15 protein-coding genes are annotated in these 16,882 nt (G+C 63.5%); 7 read left to right on the top strand and 8 right to left on the bottom strand.

Annotated elements, in window-relative coordinates; genetic code table 11:
• Positions 1-47 precede the first annotated feature (47 nt).
• Positions 48-2,126: a cation:proton antiporter gene (locus DWB23_RS17800; RefSeq protein WP_121744115.1), complete on the bottom strand. Its 2,079-nt coding sequence runs from the start codon at positions 2,124-2,126 to the stop codon at positions 48-50.
• Positions 2,127-2,373: 247 nt separating this feature from the next.
• Here DWB23_RS17800 and DWB23_RS17795 point away from each other — a divergent pair, with 247 nt between their 5' ends.
• Both DWB23_RS17795 and DWB23_RS17790 read left to right on the top strand, forming a co-directional pair.
• On the top strand, positions 2,374-3,606 hold the full coding sequence (locus tag DWB23_RS17795) for a class I adenylate-forming enzyme family protein (RefSeq protein ID WP_121744331.1): 1,233 nt from the start codon (positions 2,374-2,376) through the stop codon (positions 3,604-3,606).
• A 129-nt stretch (positions 3,607-3,735) separates the two neighbouring features.
• Positions 3,736-4,482: a type 1 glutamine amidotransferase gene (locus tag DWB23_RS17790; protein ID WP_121744114.1), complete on the top strand. Its 747-nt coding sequence runs from the start codon at positions 3,736-3,738 to the stop codon at positions 4,480-4,482.
• A 184-nt stretch (positions 4,483-4,666) separates the two neighbouring features.
• Here DWB23_RS17790 and DWB23_RS17785 read toward each other — a convergent pair whose 3' ends face one another.
• Entirely contained in the window at positions 4,667-6,865 is a 2,199-nt protein-coding gene (locus DWB23_RS17785) for a (Fe-S)-binding protein (protein WP_121744113.1), read from the bottom strand.
• 202 nt (positions 6,866-7,067) lie between these two features.
• On the opposite strand from DWB23_RS17785, the gene DWB23_RS17780 reads away from it, so the two are divergent.
• Together DWB23_RS17780 and DWB23_RS17775 are read left to right on the top strand one after the other, a co-directional pair.
• Entirely contained in the window at positions 7,068-7,658 is a 591-nt protein-coding gene (locus DWB23_RS17780) for a conditioned medium-induced protein 4 (protein WP_121744112.1), read from the top strand.
• A 265-nt stretch (positions 7,659-7,923) separates the two neighbouring features.
• A complete protein-coding gene (locus DWB23_RS17775; RefSeq protein ID WP_121744111.1) occupies positions 7,924-8,610 on the top strand; it encodes a CRISPR-associated protein Cas4 in 687 nt (228 codons plus the stop codon).
• Here DWB23_RS17775 and DWB23_RS17770 read toward each other — a convergent pair.
• From DWB23_RS17770 to DWB23_RS17760, 3 genes are all read right to left on the bottom strand, one after another.
• Complete coding sequence (locus tag DWB23_RS17770) at positions 8,593-9,246, bottom strand: L-threonylcarbamoyladenylate synthase (protein ID WP_121744110.1); 654 nt, start codon at positions 9,244-9,246, stop codon at positions 8,593-8,595. The genes DWB23_RS17775 and DWB23_RS17770 overlap by 18 nt on opposite strands.
• 151 nt (positions 9,247-9,397) lie before the next feature.
• Positions 9,398-9,910 carry a redoxin domain-containing protein gene (locus DWB23_RS17765; protein WP_121744109.1) on the bottom strand — a complete coding sequence of 171 codons (513 nt, stop codon included), beginning with the start codon at positions 9,908-9,910 and terminating at the stop codon, positions 9,398-9,400.
• Entirely contained in the window at positions 9,910-10,233 is a 324-nt protein-coding gene (locus DWB23_RS17760) for a glutaredoxin family protein (protein ID WP_121744330.1), read from the bottom strand. Before DWB23_RS17760 ends, DWB23_RS17765 begins: the two co-directional genes overlap by 1 nt.
• Before the next feature lie 101 nt (positions 10,234-10,334).
• Here DWB23_RS17760 and DWB23_RS17755 point away from each other — a divergent pair, with 101 nt between their 5' ends.
• A complete protein-coding gene (locus tag DWB23_RS17755; protein WP_121744108.1) occupies positions 10,335-11,735 on the top strand; it encodes a hemolysin family protein in 1,401 nt (466 codons plus the stop codon).
• 25 nt (positions 11,736-11,760) lie between these two features.
• On the opposite strand, the gene DWB23_RS17750 is transcribed toward DWB23_RS17755, so the two are convergent.
• Positions 11,761-12,204, bottom strand: a complete 444-nt coding sequence (locus tag DWB23_RS17750; RefSeq protein ID WP_121744107.1) for an acyl-CoA thioesterase — start codon at positions 12,202-12,204, stop codon at positions 11,761-11,763.
• 100 nt (positions 12,205-12,304) lie between these two features.
• Between DWB23_RS17750 and DWB23_RS17745 the strand changes: the two genes are divergently transcribed.
• Entirely contained in the window at positions 12,305-12,817 is a 513-nt protein-coding gene (locus tag DWB23_RS17745; protein ID WP_121744106.1) for a DUF21 domain-containing protein, read from the top strand.
• 20 nt (positions 12,818-12,837) lie between these two features.
• Here the strand turns inward: DWB23_RS17745 and DWB23_RS17740 are convergent, their stop codons facing one another.
• Entirely contained in the window at positions 12,838-13,842 is a 1,005-nt protein-coding gene (locus DWB23_RS17740; RefSeq protein WP_121744105.1) for an AAA family ATPase, read from the bottom strand.
• A 59-nt stretch (positions 13,843-13,901) separates the two neighbouring features.
• Positions 13,902-15,044, bottom strand: a complete 1,143-nt coding sequence (locus tag DWB23_RS17735) for a DUF7282 domain-containing protein (RefSeq protein WP_121744104.1) — start codon at positions 15,042-15,044, stop codon at positions 13,902-13,904.
• A gap of 623 nt (positions 15,045-15,667) precedes the next feature.
• Between DWB23_RS17735 and DWB23_RS17730 the strand changes: the two genes are divergently transcribed.
• Entirely contained in the window at positions 15,668-16,849 is a 1,182-nt protein-coding gene (locus tag DWB23_RS17730; protein WP_121744103.1) for a poly-gamma-glutamate biosynthesis protein PgsC/CapC, read from the top strand.
• The last annotated feature ends 33 nt before the right edge of the window (positions 16,850-16,882 follow it).

The following is a 16,882-nucleotide window of genomic DNA, read 5'->3' as shown; positions in this document are numbered from 1 at the left end:
AACGAGTGAGCGGTCGTCCGGCCGGCTCGAGCCGCCGTCCCGCTTCCCTACTCGAACCTGAGGAACTGGCGGTCGTACTCCGGATCGTCCTCCCGCGGGTGTAACAGGACGAACGACTCCGTCGGTAGCTCCGCCAGCCGGTAGGGAAAGTCCGCGAGTGCGTCGTGCCAGCCGACGCTGCCCGGCCGCGAGGAGATTACGCTGACCACGTCGTCCGCCGTCGCTTCCTCCGCCAGCTGCGTCCGCAATGCGGACCAAGAGGTCAGTTCGCGGAACTCGGCGTCCAGTTCCGGTTCGACGAGTTCGAAGAGCCGTTCGTACTGGTGGGCCGACCCCCCGACCGCGAGGACGGTCAGCGGTGCCCCGAGTCGACCCGCGAGCCGTTTCAGCAGGGCGACGCTCTCGAAAAACCCGGCGTGATGGTCGATACCTGCCGGAAGTACGACGAAGAGCCGGTCGGTCGTGTTGATCGGATGGCCGAGCCTGGCGACCAGTACGGGATCGGTCGTGCGGTCGAGGACCTGATCGATGACGGATCCGAACAGCCGCTGACCGATCGAACGCTGTGCGTCCCAGCCGAGCAGAAGCAGGTCTGCCTGCACTTCGACCGCTCCGCGGACGATCCCGGAGGCGGGGTTGTGGTCGACGCGGATCTCCGCGTCGACGGAGACCTCGGCCTCGTTGCCGACGGCGATTAGCTCCTCGAGGTCGTCGTAGGCGTCCTCGACCGCCCGGGTGGGGTCGCCCGTCCGATCGGGCCGGACGACCGTCAGCGTGTGAATCGGGCGGTTCCGCCCGTCCTTGAACAGCAAGGCGAGTTCGAGTAGCCGACGCTGCTGGTCGTCGGCGTGGGTGACCGGCAGCAGGATTCGCGGATCCGTGGGCGCCTCGTCGCCGGGTTCGACGTCCTCGGCGAGCGCGAGCCGTCGTCCGGCCCGCTTCGTCAGCCAGGGGCTGATGACCGCGGTCACGAGCAGCATGAGCACCACCGCGTTGAGGACGGCGGCGTCGAACAGTCCCACGTCGTACCCGATCAGCGTGATCGCGAGCGCCGCCGCGGCCTGTCCGATCGAGAGGCCAAAGATGACGCCCCGTTCGTCGGGGGTGTACCCCTGGATCCGGCCGACGAGCCATGCGGCGAGCCACTTCAGTGCGACCATGGTGCCGATGACGACGGCCGCCACCTCGAGCGTCCGCCAGCCGTCGAGGATGACCGTCGCGTCGACGAGCATCCCGACGTGCAGCAGGAAGAAGGGGATGAAGAGGGCGTTGCCGGCGAACTCGATACGAGAGAGCAGCGTGCCGCCCTCTGGGATCAATCGGTTGAGCGCGAGACCGCCGACGAACGCGCCGAGGATCGGTGCGATGTCCAGCAGCGTCGCGACGCTGGCCGCAGCGAAGAAGACCACCGTGACGAAGAGGAACTCGAAGTAGCTCTCCTCGCTGAAGTTCTGGAAGAACTGTCGGGCGATCGGCGGGACGACGAACCAGACGCCCCCGACCAGCACGACCAGTGCCACGACTTTCTCGAGGACGACGGCGGCGGTGAGACCTCCCTCGGACGCGCTCCGGACCAGCGCGAGGACGAACAGGGCGAGCGTGTCCGTGAACAGAATGCCGCCGAAGACCGCCGTCACGGCCCGATTTTGGGTGATATCGTACTGGTTGACGACCGGATACGCGAGCAGCGTGTGCGAGGCGAAGACGGCCGCGAGGAGTAACGCGGCGAGCAGATTCACGTCGAGCAGGGCCATCACGACGCCGGTCCCGACGATAAACGGCAGCCCGAAACTGGTGAGGCCGAACAGGGCCGCGCTACCCGGATCCTCGGCGAACTGCCGGAGGTCGAGTTCGAGGCCGACGGTAAAGAGGAGGTAGATCAGTCCGACCTCGCCGAGCAGGACGATCGCGTCGCTATGTGCGACGAGCCCGATACCGCCCGGGCCGAGTATCGCGCCGAACAGGACGATCCCGACGATGCCCGGCTGGCCGAGTCGCCGCACGAGTAGGGGGCCGACCAAGAAGACCGTCAGCGCGAGGGTGAACACGAGCACCGGCTCCTCGAGCGGTAGTTCCGGAATCGCGATTGCGTATCCCGACGGTCCGTCAGACCACGCGAACTGCATGCGTTCACGAACGGGCAGGTCCGCCTTTTGTGTGGTGCTTTTATCCGGGTCGTATCCCCTCTCGGAGCGCTCGCTTCCCGCGGCGGGAGTATCGAAGCCGCCTCGAGGCCCTCAACGGTCGGTTCGTTCGCCGCTCTCCGCGGTTCAGCGCGCCCGGCGGTGAGCGCGGCTCCGTCCCCTCGAGCCGCCTCGAGTGCTTGCGATTGACCCCCCAGCTACTACGGATTCCGGGGTGGAACGCAGTTCCGTGACTCTCTCGCTGGCTCGTCGGGCCGAACGCTTTCCGGATCGGACGGCGGTCGTCGACATCTCCGAAGAGCGGTTGTACGCGCCCGCCGAAACCATCCACGAGAACCGGGTATCGTACGGCGACCTCTCGAGGATCGCGGCGCGAACGGCCGAACGCCTCTCGGCGCTCGACGTCGGACCCGGCGATATCGTCTGTCTGGTGACGCGAAACCGGGTCGCTTCGCTCGCACTCCTGTTCGCCTGCCGTCGCCTCGGTGCGACCCTCGCGCCGATCTCTCACTGGCTGACGCCCGCCTCCGTCGACCGTCCGTTCGACGTCGTCGACCCCGACCTCGTGGTTTCGGAAGCCGCCCAACGCGACCTCGTGCGGTCGATTCCGTTCGACCGATCGGTGACGCTCGAGGAACTCGCCGACGCCGACCGCGAGTCGGTCGACGACGGCCGTGAATCCGGGCGCGATACCGAGCGGCCGCTACTGCTCCTTCACGGTGACGACGGACGTCCGGTCGTCGGCTACTCAGCCCGCACCCTGGAGTGGAACTGCATCTCGAGTATCGTGGCCTGGGGGCTCTCGGGGGACGACGTTGCCCCGCTCGTCACGCCGCTGTCGGCGGCCGATGGGCTCGTTCGCGTCGCGCTGTCGATCCTCTACGTCGGCGGCACCCTCCTGCTCGATCGGGCGTTCGATCCCGGCGATACGCTGACCGCCATCGACGCGGAGAACGCGACGGTCCTCGCGGGGCGAGCCCGAGCGCTCACCGATATGGCGGCCGAATCCGGGTTCGAAGACGCCGTCGACTCGCTCGAGCGGGCGGTCCTCGAGGGCTCGCTCGACGACGATTCCCGCGGACGGTATCGTGACGCCGACGTCCCGATCGCTCGCGCCTACGGCCGACTCGAGTGCCCGACCGCGTTGAGCCAGTCGTTCCCGTCGGACGGCGACCCGGCCGCTGTCGGTCGGCCGGTTCCGGACTGTCGAGTCCGTCTGATCGACGTGGACGGAACCGTACTCGAGGGCGAGGCTGACGGACGGCTCGCGCTTTCGGGACCGGTGGTCGCCGAGGGCTACGTAACCGCTGCCGGAACCGACGACGAGAACTGGTACGAACCCGACGAAATCCGGGGCGATTCGGACGACGATACCGGTGGCCGCGGCCGCTTCGAAGACGGCTGGTTCCGCACCGACGAACGATTCCATCGCGCCGGAGACGGAACCTACCGACCGCGGTAATCGATCGTTATCAGCGGAACTGAATGTCGGTTATAGCGCTCGATAACGGGAATATCTAAGTATCGACGGTTGCGGCAACGTCGACGCAGGGCGGAAAGCATATCTTTCCGGAGTAGCCAGTATTGGACGATGAGTCAGCTCCGTATTGCCGTCCTGAACGCGTCACACCAGGGCGAGAACACGACGCGAAACTTCCGACGCGAACTCGACGCGTCCCTCTCCGAATTCGACGCTACCGAGGGTGCGGTGCCCGACGGTTTCGACTACGACGGCGCCGTCGTCACCGGCTCTCGATCGTCGGTCTACTGGGACGACGACTGGATGCAATCCACCAAGGAATGGGTCGCGGACGCGATCGACCGCGGCGTTCCGTTCTTCGGGGTCTGTTGGGGCCACCAGCTACTCGCAGACGTCCTCGGCGGAACCGTCGAGGATATGGGTGCCTACGAGGTCGGCTACAGCGAGATCGAGCAACTCGAGCAAGTCGACTCGCGACTGTTCGAGGGCATCAGCGACTGCTTTACCGCCTTCACGAGCCACTCCGACGAGGTCGTCGAACTACCCCCAGGTGCGGAACCGCTCGCGGAGAATCACTACTCCAATCACGGCTTCCGAAAGGACCGCGTCTTCGGCGTCCAGTTCCACCCCGAGTACGACATCAGGACCGCTCGTGAACTCGTCCACCGCAAGGAACTCTCCGACGATCGCCTCGAGTCCGTCCTGGAGGAGATCACCGAGGAGAACTACCGGCGAGCCTGCGAGGCGAAACAGGTGTTCGACAACTTCCTCGCGTTCGTCCGCGAGGTGAAGACGGCCGACGTCACCGCCGATGCACCGGGCACGGACGCGTCGACGTCCGTCGGCTGTTCCGACTAATTTCCGACGCGAAACCGTTCGTCTCGCTCTTCTGTCTCTCGGGCCGAATCGAACCTCGATCGTCGGTATCGCTCGACCGACTACCGGTGGCTGATTGCGGCTCTTACTGCTGTGGTGGCACCACTCTCGTTCGGTCAGAAACACGTCGAAGGAGAACGGCTATCGGCTCGATGAAACGCGGCGGTCAGTCGGCCGCAACCTCGAGTTTCGCTTTTTCCGCTGCGCCGATCGCCTCGACGATCAGTTCGGCGACGTCGACGACGTCGATCTCGTCCTCGTAGCCGCCGGTCTTGCGGCCGTCCTCGTACATCGTCATGCACATCGGGCAGGCGACGACGAACTTCTCGACGCCCGCGCCGGCGTCGGTGTCCTCGAGCGCCTCTCGAATCCGTTCCTCGCTCGGCTTTGGCTCCTCCTCGAAGTCCATCCAGAGGCCGCCGCCGCCGCCGCCACAACAGAAGGAGTTGTCGCGGTTGCGGGGCATTTCGTCGAGTTCACAGCCGGTCGCTTTGATCAGTTCGCGGGGAGCCTCGTACTCGTCGTTGTACCGGCCGAGGTGACACGGATCGTGGTAGGTGACCGTGTAGTCGAGTTCGGTGCCGTTGAGGTCGAGTTTACCGTCTGTGACCAGTTCCTCGACCGCCTGCGTCCAGTGGAGCACGTCGGTCTCGCCGTCCGCGTTCCACCGCTGTTCGTAATCGAAGGGCATCATCGGGTCGTCAGCGAACTCCTCGAAGTCGACCTCCGGATACTCGTTTTTGAAGGTGTTGTAGGAGTGCGGGTCGGTGCAGACGATCGTATCGAACTCGCAGTCCTCCCAGGTCTCGACGTGGTGACCGGCGAGTTCGACGTAGAGGAACTCCTCGCCGACGCGGCGGATGTCGTTGCCGTCGTACTTCTCGTCGTCGAAGAGGATGCCGAAGCTGACGTCGGCTTCCTGTAGAATCGTCGCCAGCGAGCGGGCGACCTTCTTGTTGCGCTCGTCGTAGCTCGGGAAGTCGCCGACGTACCAGAGGTAGTCGACCGTCTCGTCGCGGGCGTCGGGGACGTCGTAGTCGAGTTCGTCGGTCCAGTCGCCGCGATTTCGAGGCGAATCGCCGAACGTGTTGCCGTTTTGCATGACGTTCTGGAAGACGTCCTGCATGCTCGAGGACACGTCGCCCTGGTCGGTTAGCTGGCGGTTGAGCCGGGTGAACGATTGGAGGTGCTCGATCTCGACGGGACAGGCGTCCATGCAGGCCATACAGGCCATACAGGACTCCATCGTCTCCGAGTTGATCACGCTCGTGCCGCCGTCGGCGATGATCGGCTTCTCTTCGCCGCCGGCGTCGAGTTCCTCGCGGTACGTCTTCAGGTCGAGGATGACGTTTCGCGGATCGAGCGGGCGGTCGGAGGCCTTCGCGGGACAGACCGACGAACACCGGCCGCACTTGGTACAAGCGTCCTGGTCGAGGATCTCCTTCCAGGTGAAGTCGTCGATGGATTCGGCGTTGGTCGCGTCGAGGTCCGACGGGACGTTCGGCAGGCGTTTGCCGGCCTTCTCGTCGCGGGTGACGACGTTCGCAAAGGAAGAGATCATGTGGAACGGCTTGGCGTAGGGGATCCACGCGATGAAAAAGAGCGCGAGCAGCGAGTGAGACCACCAGGTCAGCCAGTGGAGCGTCTCGGCGTTGAAGCCGAGATTGGCGACGGCGGAGTAGCCCGCGCCCGTCGCCGCTTCGGTCGTCGAAATACCGATCGCGTCGAACACCATCGCCAGCCCGTAGCCGACGAAGCTGACGACTTCGTGTTCCGGCATCCCGGTGATGTAGATCCGAAATCCCTCGAGGAGGAAGCCGCCGACGCCGAGCCCGAACAGCGTCCAGATGAAGATGTCGTCCTCGTTAGAGGTGTGACGGCCCCAGAGACGGTGGTTCTGGACCCAGTAGCGTCGGTAGAGCGCCATCCCGATTCCGACGACGAACAACAGCCCCATCGCGTCGACGATGAACTGGTAGGTGAGATAGAAGTCGCCCCGCCAAAACTGGATACCGAGCAGTAGATCGGTACCGTACTGTTCGAAGCCGATGATCAGCGTCGCGATGAGCAGCGTCAGGAATCCCCACATGATAAAAGAGTGCATCAGGCCGCCGTAGAGGTCCCTGTTGAACTGTTTCTCGTTCGAGAGGACGATCTTGGCCGAACTCACGATTCGGTTCGGCAGATCGTCGAGCCGAGCGAACGGGTCGTCGTCGCCCCGTGCGTACCGGCTAAAACGCTGGTAGACGCCGTAGGCGAAGACGGCGAGGGTAATCGCGACGAGAAGATAAAACATCGCATAGCCGATGTCACCGATCCCCAGATACGTTTCTCTGGTAGCCTCCGATTGGGCTATCACGTTCACTGGCCGGGCGGTAACGTGCATGATGAATCACGTGCAGGGATGTGACTTAATTCTTGCCCCACTGTCCAGTAGCCGACCACCTTTCCGTCTTGCGAAAATTTCCCCCTAATTTCGAGTTTATAATAAACGTTCATTCTCAACACGCACCCCCTATCCTATCTGGCAACAGGCTTAAATAGCCGCCCGCCGCGAGTGTGCACCCATGAACGAAAAAACCGAGGAACTCCGGGATATCTTCACCAACGTCACCGACGGCGAGGCCACGGTTACCGAATCGCAAGAGGACACCCGTGGCTCGCTCGAGCGAGACGAGCGAACGACCAGGGAACGCCTCGAGAACGTGGTGACGCAGATGCGCAACCGATACGAGTTCGAGACGCCGCTATCCGACGACGAACTCATCACCGTCGCGAAGTCCTTCTACGAGGGCGAAAGCGACGCGGAAATCGCCGACGACCTCGGTATCGAACCCGAGGACGTGTTCGAGGCGCGAATGTCGTTGCATCTCGTGAGCGATGACGACGCGGACGAGGTCGATCTCGTGGCGATCCGCGACCGCGAGGAAGACGACGCCGCGCTGGCTACGGAGTACGACGTGAGCGAGGCACAGATCCGGCACTACCGCCGAATCGCTGCCGCCGAAGACGAGTCGCGGGCGGCGAACGACCGCTACCGCGACGAGTTCGACAGCGTTCTCGCGGATTCGGAGCTCTCGGAGCGGATGGCGACCGACGTCCGCGAGGACGGACTCGAGGACGCGACCGAGGGGATGGAGACGGACGTGGATTTCTAACCAACGAACTTTTTTAACTGGGTCCTCGCTCGTGGTTCGAGAGACCGAGGTCTCTCGTCATCACGAAAGGCGCTTCGCGCCTTTCGAGCGACTTCGCTCGCTCGAACCCAGCCAAAAAACGTCGATGAAAAAACGCCGAGCGCGCCGTCGGCGCACTCGATACTACTGCTTGCGCTTCCGCGCAGCGCCGCTGCTTGCCCCGAACGAACCCGTCACCACGGGTTCCGGACGAGACTTTTTATGCAAAGGGGCGGCCAGACGGCCCGTGTCTCGAGCCCGCGTTTCGTTTAGCGACCTGCGGACGGCGACGTACTGTCCCCGGAAGTGCTACTATCAGCGGACGGACGACGACTACGACCGCGAACCGCCGCCGGAAGTCGAGTCGATCCGTGCGCTCGCGACGCGCTACGAGGAGCTACTCGCGGCTCCGACGGGCGCGCTCGAGGAGGAACCCATCGCCGTCGCCGCCGTTCGCTATCGCGACCGACTCGAGGCAACCCGCGACCGACTCGCGGACGCCGGCCGCTGGCGTCGGCTCTGTGAACCGAGTCATCGAGACGTGTTGGCGACGGGACAGCACTGTCGCGGGATCGTTCACAAGGTTCTCGAGGAGCCGCTCGAGCCCGCCCTTGTTTCGGCCGGCAAACCGCCCGAGCGGGGCGTCTGGGAGCCCCAGTCGGTCCACGCCGTCGCGGCCGCGAAGGCGCTGGCCTGGGAGTATCAGACGACGGTCGACCGCGCCTGGCTCGAGTACCCCGCCTACGGGATCGTTCGCTCCGTGGAACTCACGACGCGCCGGAAGGCACGGTTCCGTCGCGCGCTCAGAACGGTTCGGGAACTCGACGGACCGCCGGCTCGAATCTCCAATCGATCGAAGTGCGAGTCCTGTGAGTTTGCCGAACGATGTGGCGTTCGAACGCGGACGTTGCGCTCGTTACTCGGGTTCGGTTAGGTCCGAATCCTCGAGCCACGCCTCGATCTCGTCGGCGAGTGCACCGCGTCGGTGGATCGTCGCCGTCGAGAGGTCCACGACGGTGCTCCCGACTTCGCCGGATTCGTCCCGGTCCGAGGAGGGCTGACTCGGCGAGTACCGTCCGCCCTCGAGATCCAGAACGACCGCGGCGTTCCGAACCCGCTCATCGATGTCGTCGACTCGGCGGGCACTCGGCTGCCCGCTAACGTTAGCGCTCGTCGCGGTGATCGGTCGATCGACGCGCTCAAGCAACTCGAGTGCGGGCTCGCAGTCGGGCACCCGAACGCCCACGCGCTCGCGGCCAGCCGTCAGGATATCCGGAACGACCGCTCGACGCTCACAGAGGAGCGTCACCGGACCCGGAAGGAACGTCGCGGCGAACTCGCGCTCGCGGTCGCTGGCGCGGATGTATCCCTCCGCGATGGCCGTTTCGAACGTCGGAACGGCGAGCGAGACCGGTTTCGAGCGGTCTCGACCCTTGACTTCGAACACGCGCTCGACGGCGTCGGGATCGAGCGCGTCGGCACCGAGTCCGTAGACGGTCTCGGTCGGATATACGACTACCTCTCCCTCACGAATCGCCGCCGCCGCGCGCTCGAGTTCGTCCGCGTCCATAGCTACTCATCGCCGTTTCGGCGGCAAAAGCGTACCGTCCGCCGTGGCTCGCGAGTGAACGGACGGGGTGGAGCGGTGCGTTTCGGTCCGATCCGCTCGTTCGCGCACGTTCGCTTGAGCGAGACTCGTCGACTTCTGGAGCCCGTCCCGTTCACTCGAGTCCCAACTGCGACTCGAGGGCGTCGTAATCGGGGAACTCTGGCCACTCGGTGGCGACCCAGGCGGCTTCGACGGTCAGCTCCGGATCGAGGGCGAAAACGGCCGTTCGCGGTTCGCTGATGCCCGCCATTCCGTCGAGGTCGTGAGGGATGCCGAAGGAGTCGGCGACGTCGTTACCCGGATCCGCAAAGATCGCGAACGGAAACTCGTTCTCGTCGAGAAATCGCGAGATGCCGTATGGCGTCGAGGCCGTGACGCCGATCACGCGATCCGCGCGGTCGAACCAGTCGCGGTCTGCGAGTTCGTCCCAGATGTACTTGGCGACGAACGAACCGATCATGGGCGTGAAGACGAGAATCGTCCGCCCCTCGTCGGAACTCGTCTCGGAGAGGCTGCGGTCCTCCCAGAATTCGTCGGTGACGAGCGGTCGCGTGAAGTCGGGGACCTCCGCGCCGGGTTCGAGGCTGTCCGCCGAACCGAGTTCGACCACTTCGAAGTCGGGCATCACGCCTCACCTCCGGACTCCGCCGCGGTCGCTTCGGCGCGGTCGGCGTCGTCCTCGCCGTAGGTCCGCTCGAGATAGCGCACGATGTTCGCGCTCTCGGCCATCGTCACGCCGGTGTCGTCGTCGACGATGACGGGAACCGTGCGGACGCCGGCGACTCGCTTGACGACGTCGCGTCGCGAGTGCATCGGTTCGACGAACCGCGATCGGTACTCGAGGTCGTACTCGTCGAGCAGTCGGGCGACGCGTTCACAGTAGGGACACGCCTGCAATCGGTAGAACGTGATCGGCGCGTCGGTGGCTTCGGTGGCGGATGCTCCCATGCTCGTTCCTTCGGGAAACGGCTGGGTAAACGTGTCGTCGGCGGTCCGATCGACCGATAAATGGTAAACGGTTAACCGATCCGGCCATAACTCACGAATCAATGGCGTTGTCTCCGCTGCTCGAGGTCGTGTTTGCCGCCTACGAGGTGCCAGTCGTGGGCCTCGAGCTCGACGAGTCGACGGTGACCGTTCTCGGGACGATCGCAATCGTCGTTCTCATCGCACTCTCCGCGTTCTTTTCCTCCTCGGAGATCGCGATGTTCAACCTACCGAAACACCGTCTCGAGGGAATGGTGGAGGACGGGGTGCCGGGAGCGAAGCTGGTGAAGTCCCTCAAGGCCGATCCGCACCGACTCCTCGTGACGGTTCTCGTCGGAAACAACATCGTGAATATCGCGATGTCCTCCATCGCGACGGCGATCCTGTCGCTCCACTTCGGCGGACTGGTCGGGGTCTTGCTGGCGACGTTCGGGATCACCGCGCTCGTCTTGCTGTTCGGCGAGAGCGTCCCCAAGTCCTACGCGGTCGAGAACACCGATTCGTGGGCGATTCAGGTCTCGAGGCCGCTGAAGGCCACGGAGTATCTGCTCTACCCGCTGATCATCCTCTTCGACTATCTCACCCGGATGGTCAACAAACTCACCGGCTCGACGGGTGCGATCGAGTCGCCCTACGTCACCCGCGACGAGATCCAGGAGATGATCGAGTCCGGCGAGCGCGAGGGCGTCCTGGAGGAGGAAGAACACGAGATGCTCACCCGGATCTTCCGCTTTAACAACACCATCGTCAAGGAGGTGATGACTCCGCGACTCGATATGACGGCCGTTCCCAAAAACGCCGCCATCGACGAGGCTATCGAGACCTGTATTCAGAGCGGCCACGCCCGGGTTCCGGTCTACGAGGGGAGCCTCGACAACGTTCAGGGGGTCGTCCACATTCGCGATCTCGTCCGCGACCTCAACTACGGCGAAACCGAGGCCGAGGACCTCGAACTCGACGATCTCATTCAGCCGACGCTGCACGTCCCCGAATCCAAGAACGTTGACGAACTGCTCACCGAGATGCGCGAAAACCGGATGCACATGGCGATCGTTATCGACGAGTTCGGGACGACGGAGGGGCTGGTGACCGTCGAGGACATGATCGAGGAGATCGTCGGCGAGATCCTCAAATCCGGCGAAGATGAGCCCGTCGAGGAAGTCGACGACAACACCGTGATCGTCCGCGGCGAGGTCAACATCGAGGACGTCAACGAAGCCCTCGATATCGATCTCCCGGAAGGCGAGGAGTTCGAGACCATCGCCGGGTTCATCTTCAACCGCGCGGGCCGCCTCGTCGAGGAGGGCGAGGAGACCACCTACGACGGCGTCCGCATCACCGTCGAGGAGGTCGAAAACACTCGCATTATGAAGGCGCGACTGCGAAAGCTCGAGCAGCCACCCGAACCGGACGACGACGAGGAAGCGGACGAGGTCGACGAGGAGTCGGTCGCGCGGGACTGACCGTTTTGCTCGCGATCGCGGGCCGTTACTCGCCGGGTTCGACCGCGAGCATTCGCGCTCGAAGCTCCTCGCCTCGTTCGGAGTCAACCCTCAGTTCGGGGACCGCCACCGGCGAGTTATCCTTGTCGATCGCGACGAAGGTGAACGACGATTCGGTCGTCCGCTCTCGCTCGCCGGTCCGTGGCTCCTCGCGCCACGCGCGGAGGCCGACGTGGGCGCTCGTTCGGCCGGCGTCGTACACGAATCCCTCGACTACCGCCGTGTCACCGATTCCGATCGGCCGTTCGAAGTCGAGTTCGTTTACGCGGGCGGTGACGCACGTCTCGCCGGCAAAGCGCATCGCCGACATCGCGCCGACCTCGTCGAGCCACTTCATGAGGTTGCCGCCGTGAAGCGTCTCGTTGTTGTTCGCATGGTTCGGCTGGACGCGGAATCGGTTTTCGATTCGCGTCTCGAGTACGGTTGGCATAGCCGCTCGTTCGCTCGGGAGGGGAATAACGTCCCGTATTGGGACTCGTCGGGATCGATAAAACCCACGGCTTCTTGCGTGTTGTTGCGAAAGTGCGCGCATGGTCGATCTCACGCTGGCGTGGTTCGGACTCGCTTCCACCGTCGTACTACTCGTCTGTAGCGCGTTCTTCTCGAGCGCCGAAACGGCTATTTTCTCGCTGCCGATCGAGTGGATCGACGACCGGGCGACTGCCGACTCGCGTTCGAGCGCCCTCAAACGGTTGCGGGACGATCCGCACCGACTGCTCGTGACGGTGCTGGTCGGCAACAACGTCGTCAACGTGGCGCTCTCGAGCATCGTGACGGTCGTCTTCGTCACCTACCTTCCCACCGGCATCGCCGTGACCGCTGCGACGGTGGTCGTCAGCGTCATCGTCCTGATCTTCGGCGAAATCATCCCCAAGTCCTACGGACTGGGAAACGCCCAGCGGTGGGCGATCACCGTTGCACGGCCGGTTTCGCTCGTCGAACGTGCGCTGTCGCCGGTGGTGACCGTCTTCGACGTCGTCACTCGCTGGATCAGCAGCCGTATCGGCGGTGAAAACGCACTCGAGCGGCCGTACGTGGAGTGAGGCAGCCGGTCGGTATCGCGTCAGGCGTCTCGACCGAGTTCCGCCAACAGGTGCGAGACATGTATCCGGTCGCTCGAGCCCTCGTGCATCTCGAACTCGACATCCGCGGCCAGGCGGTGCATTCGAGCCAGTTTCTCGCCGTGATAGCGTTTGCGAGCCACGCCGAGGACCGAATCGAGGACCTCCTCGCCGTCTAACCCCTCGTCGACGAGCAGGTCGTCCAGCGTCGACCGGGCGTCCGTGAACTCGCCGGCTTCGGCGTCCTCGAGCATCGCCTCGATTTCGTCCTCGAGGCCGACTTCGCCGATGGTCTCGTACGCCGCGCTCATCGTGAGCTCGCCCTCGTCCTCGACGGTCGTCTGGGCCGCCAGGATCGCCTGCCGAAGGTTGCCGTTGGCGTAGCCGGCGACGAACTCGAGACCGTCGTCCTCGTACGCGACGCCTTCCCGCTCGACGATGCGCTCGAGGACGGCGACGATCTCGGGGCTCGAGGGAGCCCGCAGCGAGACGGGGAAACACCGCGAGCGGATCGGTGGGATGAGCTTGGTCGGCTGGCGGGTTGCGATGATAAACTGCGTCGTCCGGTGGTGTTGTTCCATGATCCGCCGTAAGGCCTGCTGGAAGTCCTCGCGGACGTCTTCGGCGTTGTCCAGCAGGATCGTCTTGTACTCGCCGGAGACGGAGGCGTAGCTCGCGGATTCCTTGAGCACGCGGTTGATCATGTCCCGCTTGGACATCGCAGACCGGCCGACGAGGAACTGTTTGAAACGAGGGTCGTTCTTGATCTCCGTTTTGGTCCGCCCGAAGAAGTCGGCGACGTTGATCTCGACCAGATCGTTGTCCGGATCCGCGTGCGCCTCGCGAGCCAGTGCGCGCGCCGCCGCCGTCTTCCCGCTGCCGGGCGGCCCCTGGAGGAGCAGGTTGATCGGCTCGTCGACGGCTCGCTGTAAGTACTCGCGAGCGTCGTCCTGTGGCAACTCGGCCAGCTCGGGGGCGTGGGTGTCGGTCCACAGCGGCGCGTCCATCGCCAGTCGGTAGGAGCGGGTCGGGTAAGAATCGGTCGGTTAGTCTTCGGACGCGCGTCTCACGCTCCGTCCTCGCCGTCGTCGGATGCGTTTTCGTCACCGGTGTCGCCTTCGTCATCGCCAGCCGCGTCCGCGAGCGTGACCGTCGTTTCGACGCGTTCGCCCTCGTGTTCGATCGCCGTCGCCGCTTCGCGCTCGTCCGGATCGCCCTCGTAGAGCACGGCGGTGAGTTCCTCGTCGTCCTCGACCGTGACGTTCTCGTCGAACGCCACCGTGACGTTGTCGTGTTCGCCGGCCTCGAGTTCGTCGCTGGTCCCGATCAGATCGCCGCCTTCGTTCTCGAGTCCGACGAATCCCGTTGCGGGGATCGCGGTGTCGACCGTGACGCCGTCATCGCTCGTATCGACCACCTCGATTGCGGGGTCGGTGTGGAACTCGAGTTCGATCGTCTCGATCGCGCCGTCCCGCTCGGTGTAGACGCCGATCGTCTGTTCGCCGGGCGGCGTACCGCTCGTATCGATCCGGAAGGTTATCTCGCGGGTTTCCCCGGCGTCGAGCTCCAGCGCCCGCTGCTCGAGGACGGTCCCGTCGAGACGGAATTCGACGTTTTGCTGGGTCGCAAGCTCGGTCGGATTGGTGACCTCGGCGGTGACGTTGATCGTTTCGTTCGTGTTCGCCGACGACGGGGCGGTAAGGCCGTCGACGGTGAACGAGTCCGACAGTGCTCCGCCGTCTTCGGTCGTCGTTACCGTCGCGGTGGCCGCAACCGGGAAGCCGTTCTCGAGGTAGGGATGGTCTTCCTCGCCGTCGCTCTCCTCGTACGTGTAGCTTCCGTCGCTGGGTGCGTCCTGGTGGACCGTCGCGCTAAGCTGCCCGACGAGTTCGTCACCCTCGTTTTCGTCGCGTTCGATAGTGATGTTCTCGTGAGTACCCGACTCGAGGGAGTCGGAGACGGCGAGTGGCTCGTCACCGCTGTCCCTGATGACAACGAAGCCGCCATCCGACAGGGAAACCTCGTCGACGACGACGGAGCTCCCGTCGCCGCGTTGGTCTTCGAACTCGATCGACGCCTCGGGGTTGTCCTCGACGCCGAACAGGGCGGGAGCCTGACCGACGACGATTCCCGCGGCGAGGACGATCACGATCGCGATCAGGATCGCGCCGACGCGTTTGATGGTTCCGAACGTCAATTTCGTGCTCATTGTGGAAATCTAACTGTATGGGAGTCGCGAAGAGACACGCGAGTGGTGTTGAACACCATTGATAGTCGGTTAACGGCGCATGGATGTAAAACGTCGAGGTGATTCGCTGGCACCGGTAATTCAGTGCGATCTGAAACCGCGCGAAATCACTCGGATGTGACGATCGATCTCGATCGGCGGAGCCTTTGTCTGTGAATAGCTATCGGTCTATATGTTATCTCTCGTCACTGCTGAAATTTAATTATATATTATCCTGTGTGAATAGCTGATGGCCGGAATCTTTATGCGTATTACTTCTACCCACGGCTAGCGAGATACGCGAGGAATTCCTATTTGTCTCCTGGCGTTGTTACTTTCACGATATGATTATTTAGATATGTGATTATACTAAACCACCCAAAATTTAGATAAAATATTAGCTAGATAAAGTTTATTTATGGATCTGTGATGTATGGATATATGAGGCCCCCGCCGCTGAACGCTGTCTCTCGAACGACCGGCACCGATGATCGCACCCTTCGCAGTCGGTCGTTTGTTCGCCAAAGGCCAGTATCACTGCCAACAGCAGTTACCCGTGGTAGTCGAACTGAACGAAATCGAACGATGATTCACGTAGATAATCGATGATCATTGCCGCGATACTGACAGTACTCGGACTATTGATCGGAATCGGAATCGTCCAGTGGTACGGACTTCGACTCTCCGGAGTTCTCGTCGTGCCGCTATTTGCAGTGTACGCGCTGTACGATTTCGTGGCGGTTCCGGCGTTCATACTCGGCACCGTAGCCGCTTACGTCGGTCTGACGGTTCTCCAGCGCCGAACCTTCCTGTTCGGGCGTCAGCTTCTGCTGGCGAGCATGGGGATCAGTATGATCGTCCCGCTCGGCGTTCTCGGTGGACTCACGCTGGCCGGTATCCCCGGACTCACGTTCACCGACGTCACGTTCGTGTGGAGTATTCTCCCAGGCGTGGCGGCGTACAACTACCATCAACTCGACTCGGACCGACGCCGGGAAGACGTCTTGTTGAGCGCCGCGACGCTGGTCGGCCTGATCGGGCTTGGTGCCGGGCTCGTCAATCTCAGCCTGGCCCCACACCTCGGTCACCACACGCCACCGGTGTTGTACAGTGATGGCTCTGACATCGCTGCACTCCAGCAGGCGGCAGTGGGAGGAACGACGTTCTCCCTCGACGCATCGCTCTCGTTGATTCTCGGCGCCACCCTCGTCGGGATGATCGTCTCCGAGGGCGTGTATCTTCGCTGGGGGATCAGACTCAACGGAATCATCGCCTTACCGTTGCTGGCGTTGTTCACGCTCCAGTCGGCTTCGGTGCTCCCGCTGTACGTCGTCGGACTCGCAGTCGTCTACTGGTTGATCACGCAGATTCACCGCCGGACGCTCCTGTACGGACGGGTGTTGCTCGCAACCGGACTGGCGATTTCGGTCGCCGGTTCCATACCGATCGCGATCGTCGCACCGGTGACTACCGGGCTTCACCTGTTCTTCACGGCGATTCTGGTCGGAATCGGTGCGTACAACCTCCACCGGATGCCGCCGAAACACCGATCGACGTCGATCGCGCTCTCCGCGTGCGCGTTCGTCCTCTTCCTCGGCATCCTGGGACTGCTGGTTACCCCGGCAGAGGCGGGATTACTCGTCGACATAGGCCTCATCGAGCTCGGCGTCGCAGCTACCGCGATCACCGCCGCGATCACCGCCGGCGCGATCACTGCGATCCGACTCGAACGACGTCGACCGAGCGCAACGGAACGTCGACGTATCAGATCGCATGAACATACCTAACTCTCCTCCGATGTCATATCCCAACCCGAAACC

Source organism: Natronorubrum halophilum (assembly GCF_003670115.1).
GTDB classification, from domain to species: domain Archaea; phylum Halobacteriota; class Halobacteria; order Halobacteriales; family Natrialbaceae; genus Natronorubrum; species Natronorubrum halophilum.
This window is presented reverse-complemented; position numbering and strand designations above follow the sequence as displayed.

What these genes read in the sequence shown, in the direction of transcription:
- DWB23_RS17800 (WP_121744115.1), bottom strand. Translation starts at nt 2,126, where the DNA reads ATGCAGTTCGCGTGGTCTGACGGACCGTCGGGATACGCAATCGCGATT.
- DWB23_RS17790 (WP_121744114.1), top strand. Translation starts at nt 3,736, where the DNA reads ATGAGTCAGCTCCGTATTGCCGTCCTGAACGCGTCACACCAGGGCGAG.
- DWB23_RS17780 (WP_121744112.1), top strand. Translation starts at nt 7,068, where the DNA reads ATGAACGAAAAAACCGAGGAACTCCGGGATATCTTCACCAACGTCACC.
- DWB23_RS17770 (WP_121744110.1), bottom strand. Translation starts at nt 9,246, where the DNA reads ATGGACGCGGACGAACTCGAGCGCGCGGCGGCGGCGATTCGTGAGGGA.
- DWB23_RS17765 (WP_121744109.1), bottom strand. Translation starts at nt 9,910, where the DNA reads ATGCCCGACTTCGAAGTGGTCGAACTCGGTTCGGCGGACAGCCTCGAA.
- DWB23_RS17760 (WP_121744330.1), bottom strand. Translation starts at nt 10,233, where the DNA reads ATGGGAGCATCCGCCACCGAAGCCACCGACGCGCCGATCACGTTCTAC.
- DWB23_RS17755 (WP_121744108.1), top strand. Translation starts at nt 10,335, where the DNA reads ATGGCGTTGTCTCCGCTGCTCGAGGTCGTGTTTGCCGCCTACGAGGTG.
- DWB23_RS17750 (WP_121744107.1), bottom strand. Translation starts at nt 12,204, where the DNA reads ATGCCAACCGTACTCGAGACGCGAATCGAAAACCGATTCCGCGTCCAG.
- DWB23_RS17745 (WP_121744106.1), top strand. Translation starts at nt 12,305, where the DNA reads ATGGTCGATCTCACGCTGGCGTGGTTCGGACTCGCTTCCACCGTCGTA.
- DWB23_RS17740 (WP_121744105.1), bottom strand. Translation starts at nt 13,842, where the DNA reads ATGGACGCGCCGCTGTGGACCGACACCCACGCCCCCGAGCTGGCCGAG.
- DWB23_RS17735 (WP_121744104.1), bottom strand. Translation starts at nt 15,044, where the DNA reads ATGAGCACGAAATTGACGTTCGGAACCATCAAACGCGTCGGCGCGATC.
- DWB23_RS17730 (WP_121744103.1), top strand. Translation starts at nt 15,668, where the DNA reads ATGATCATTGCCGCGATACTGACAGTACTCGGACTATTGATCGGAATC.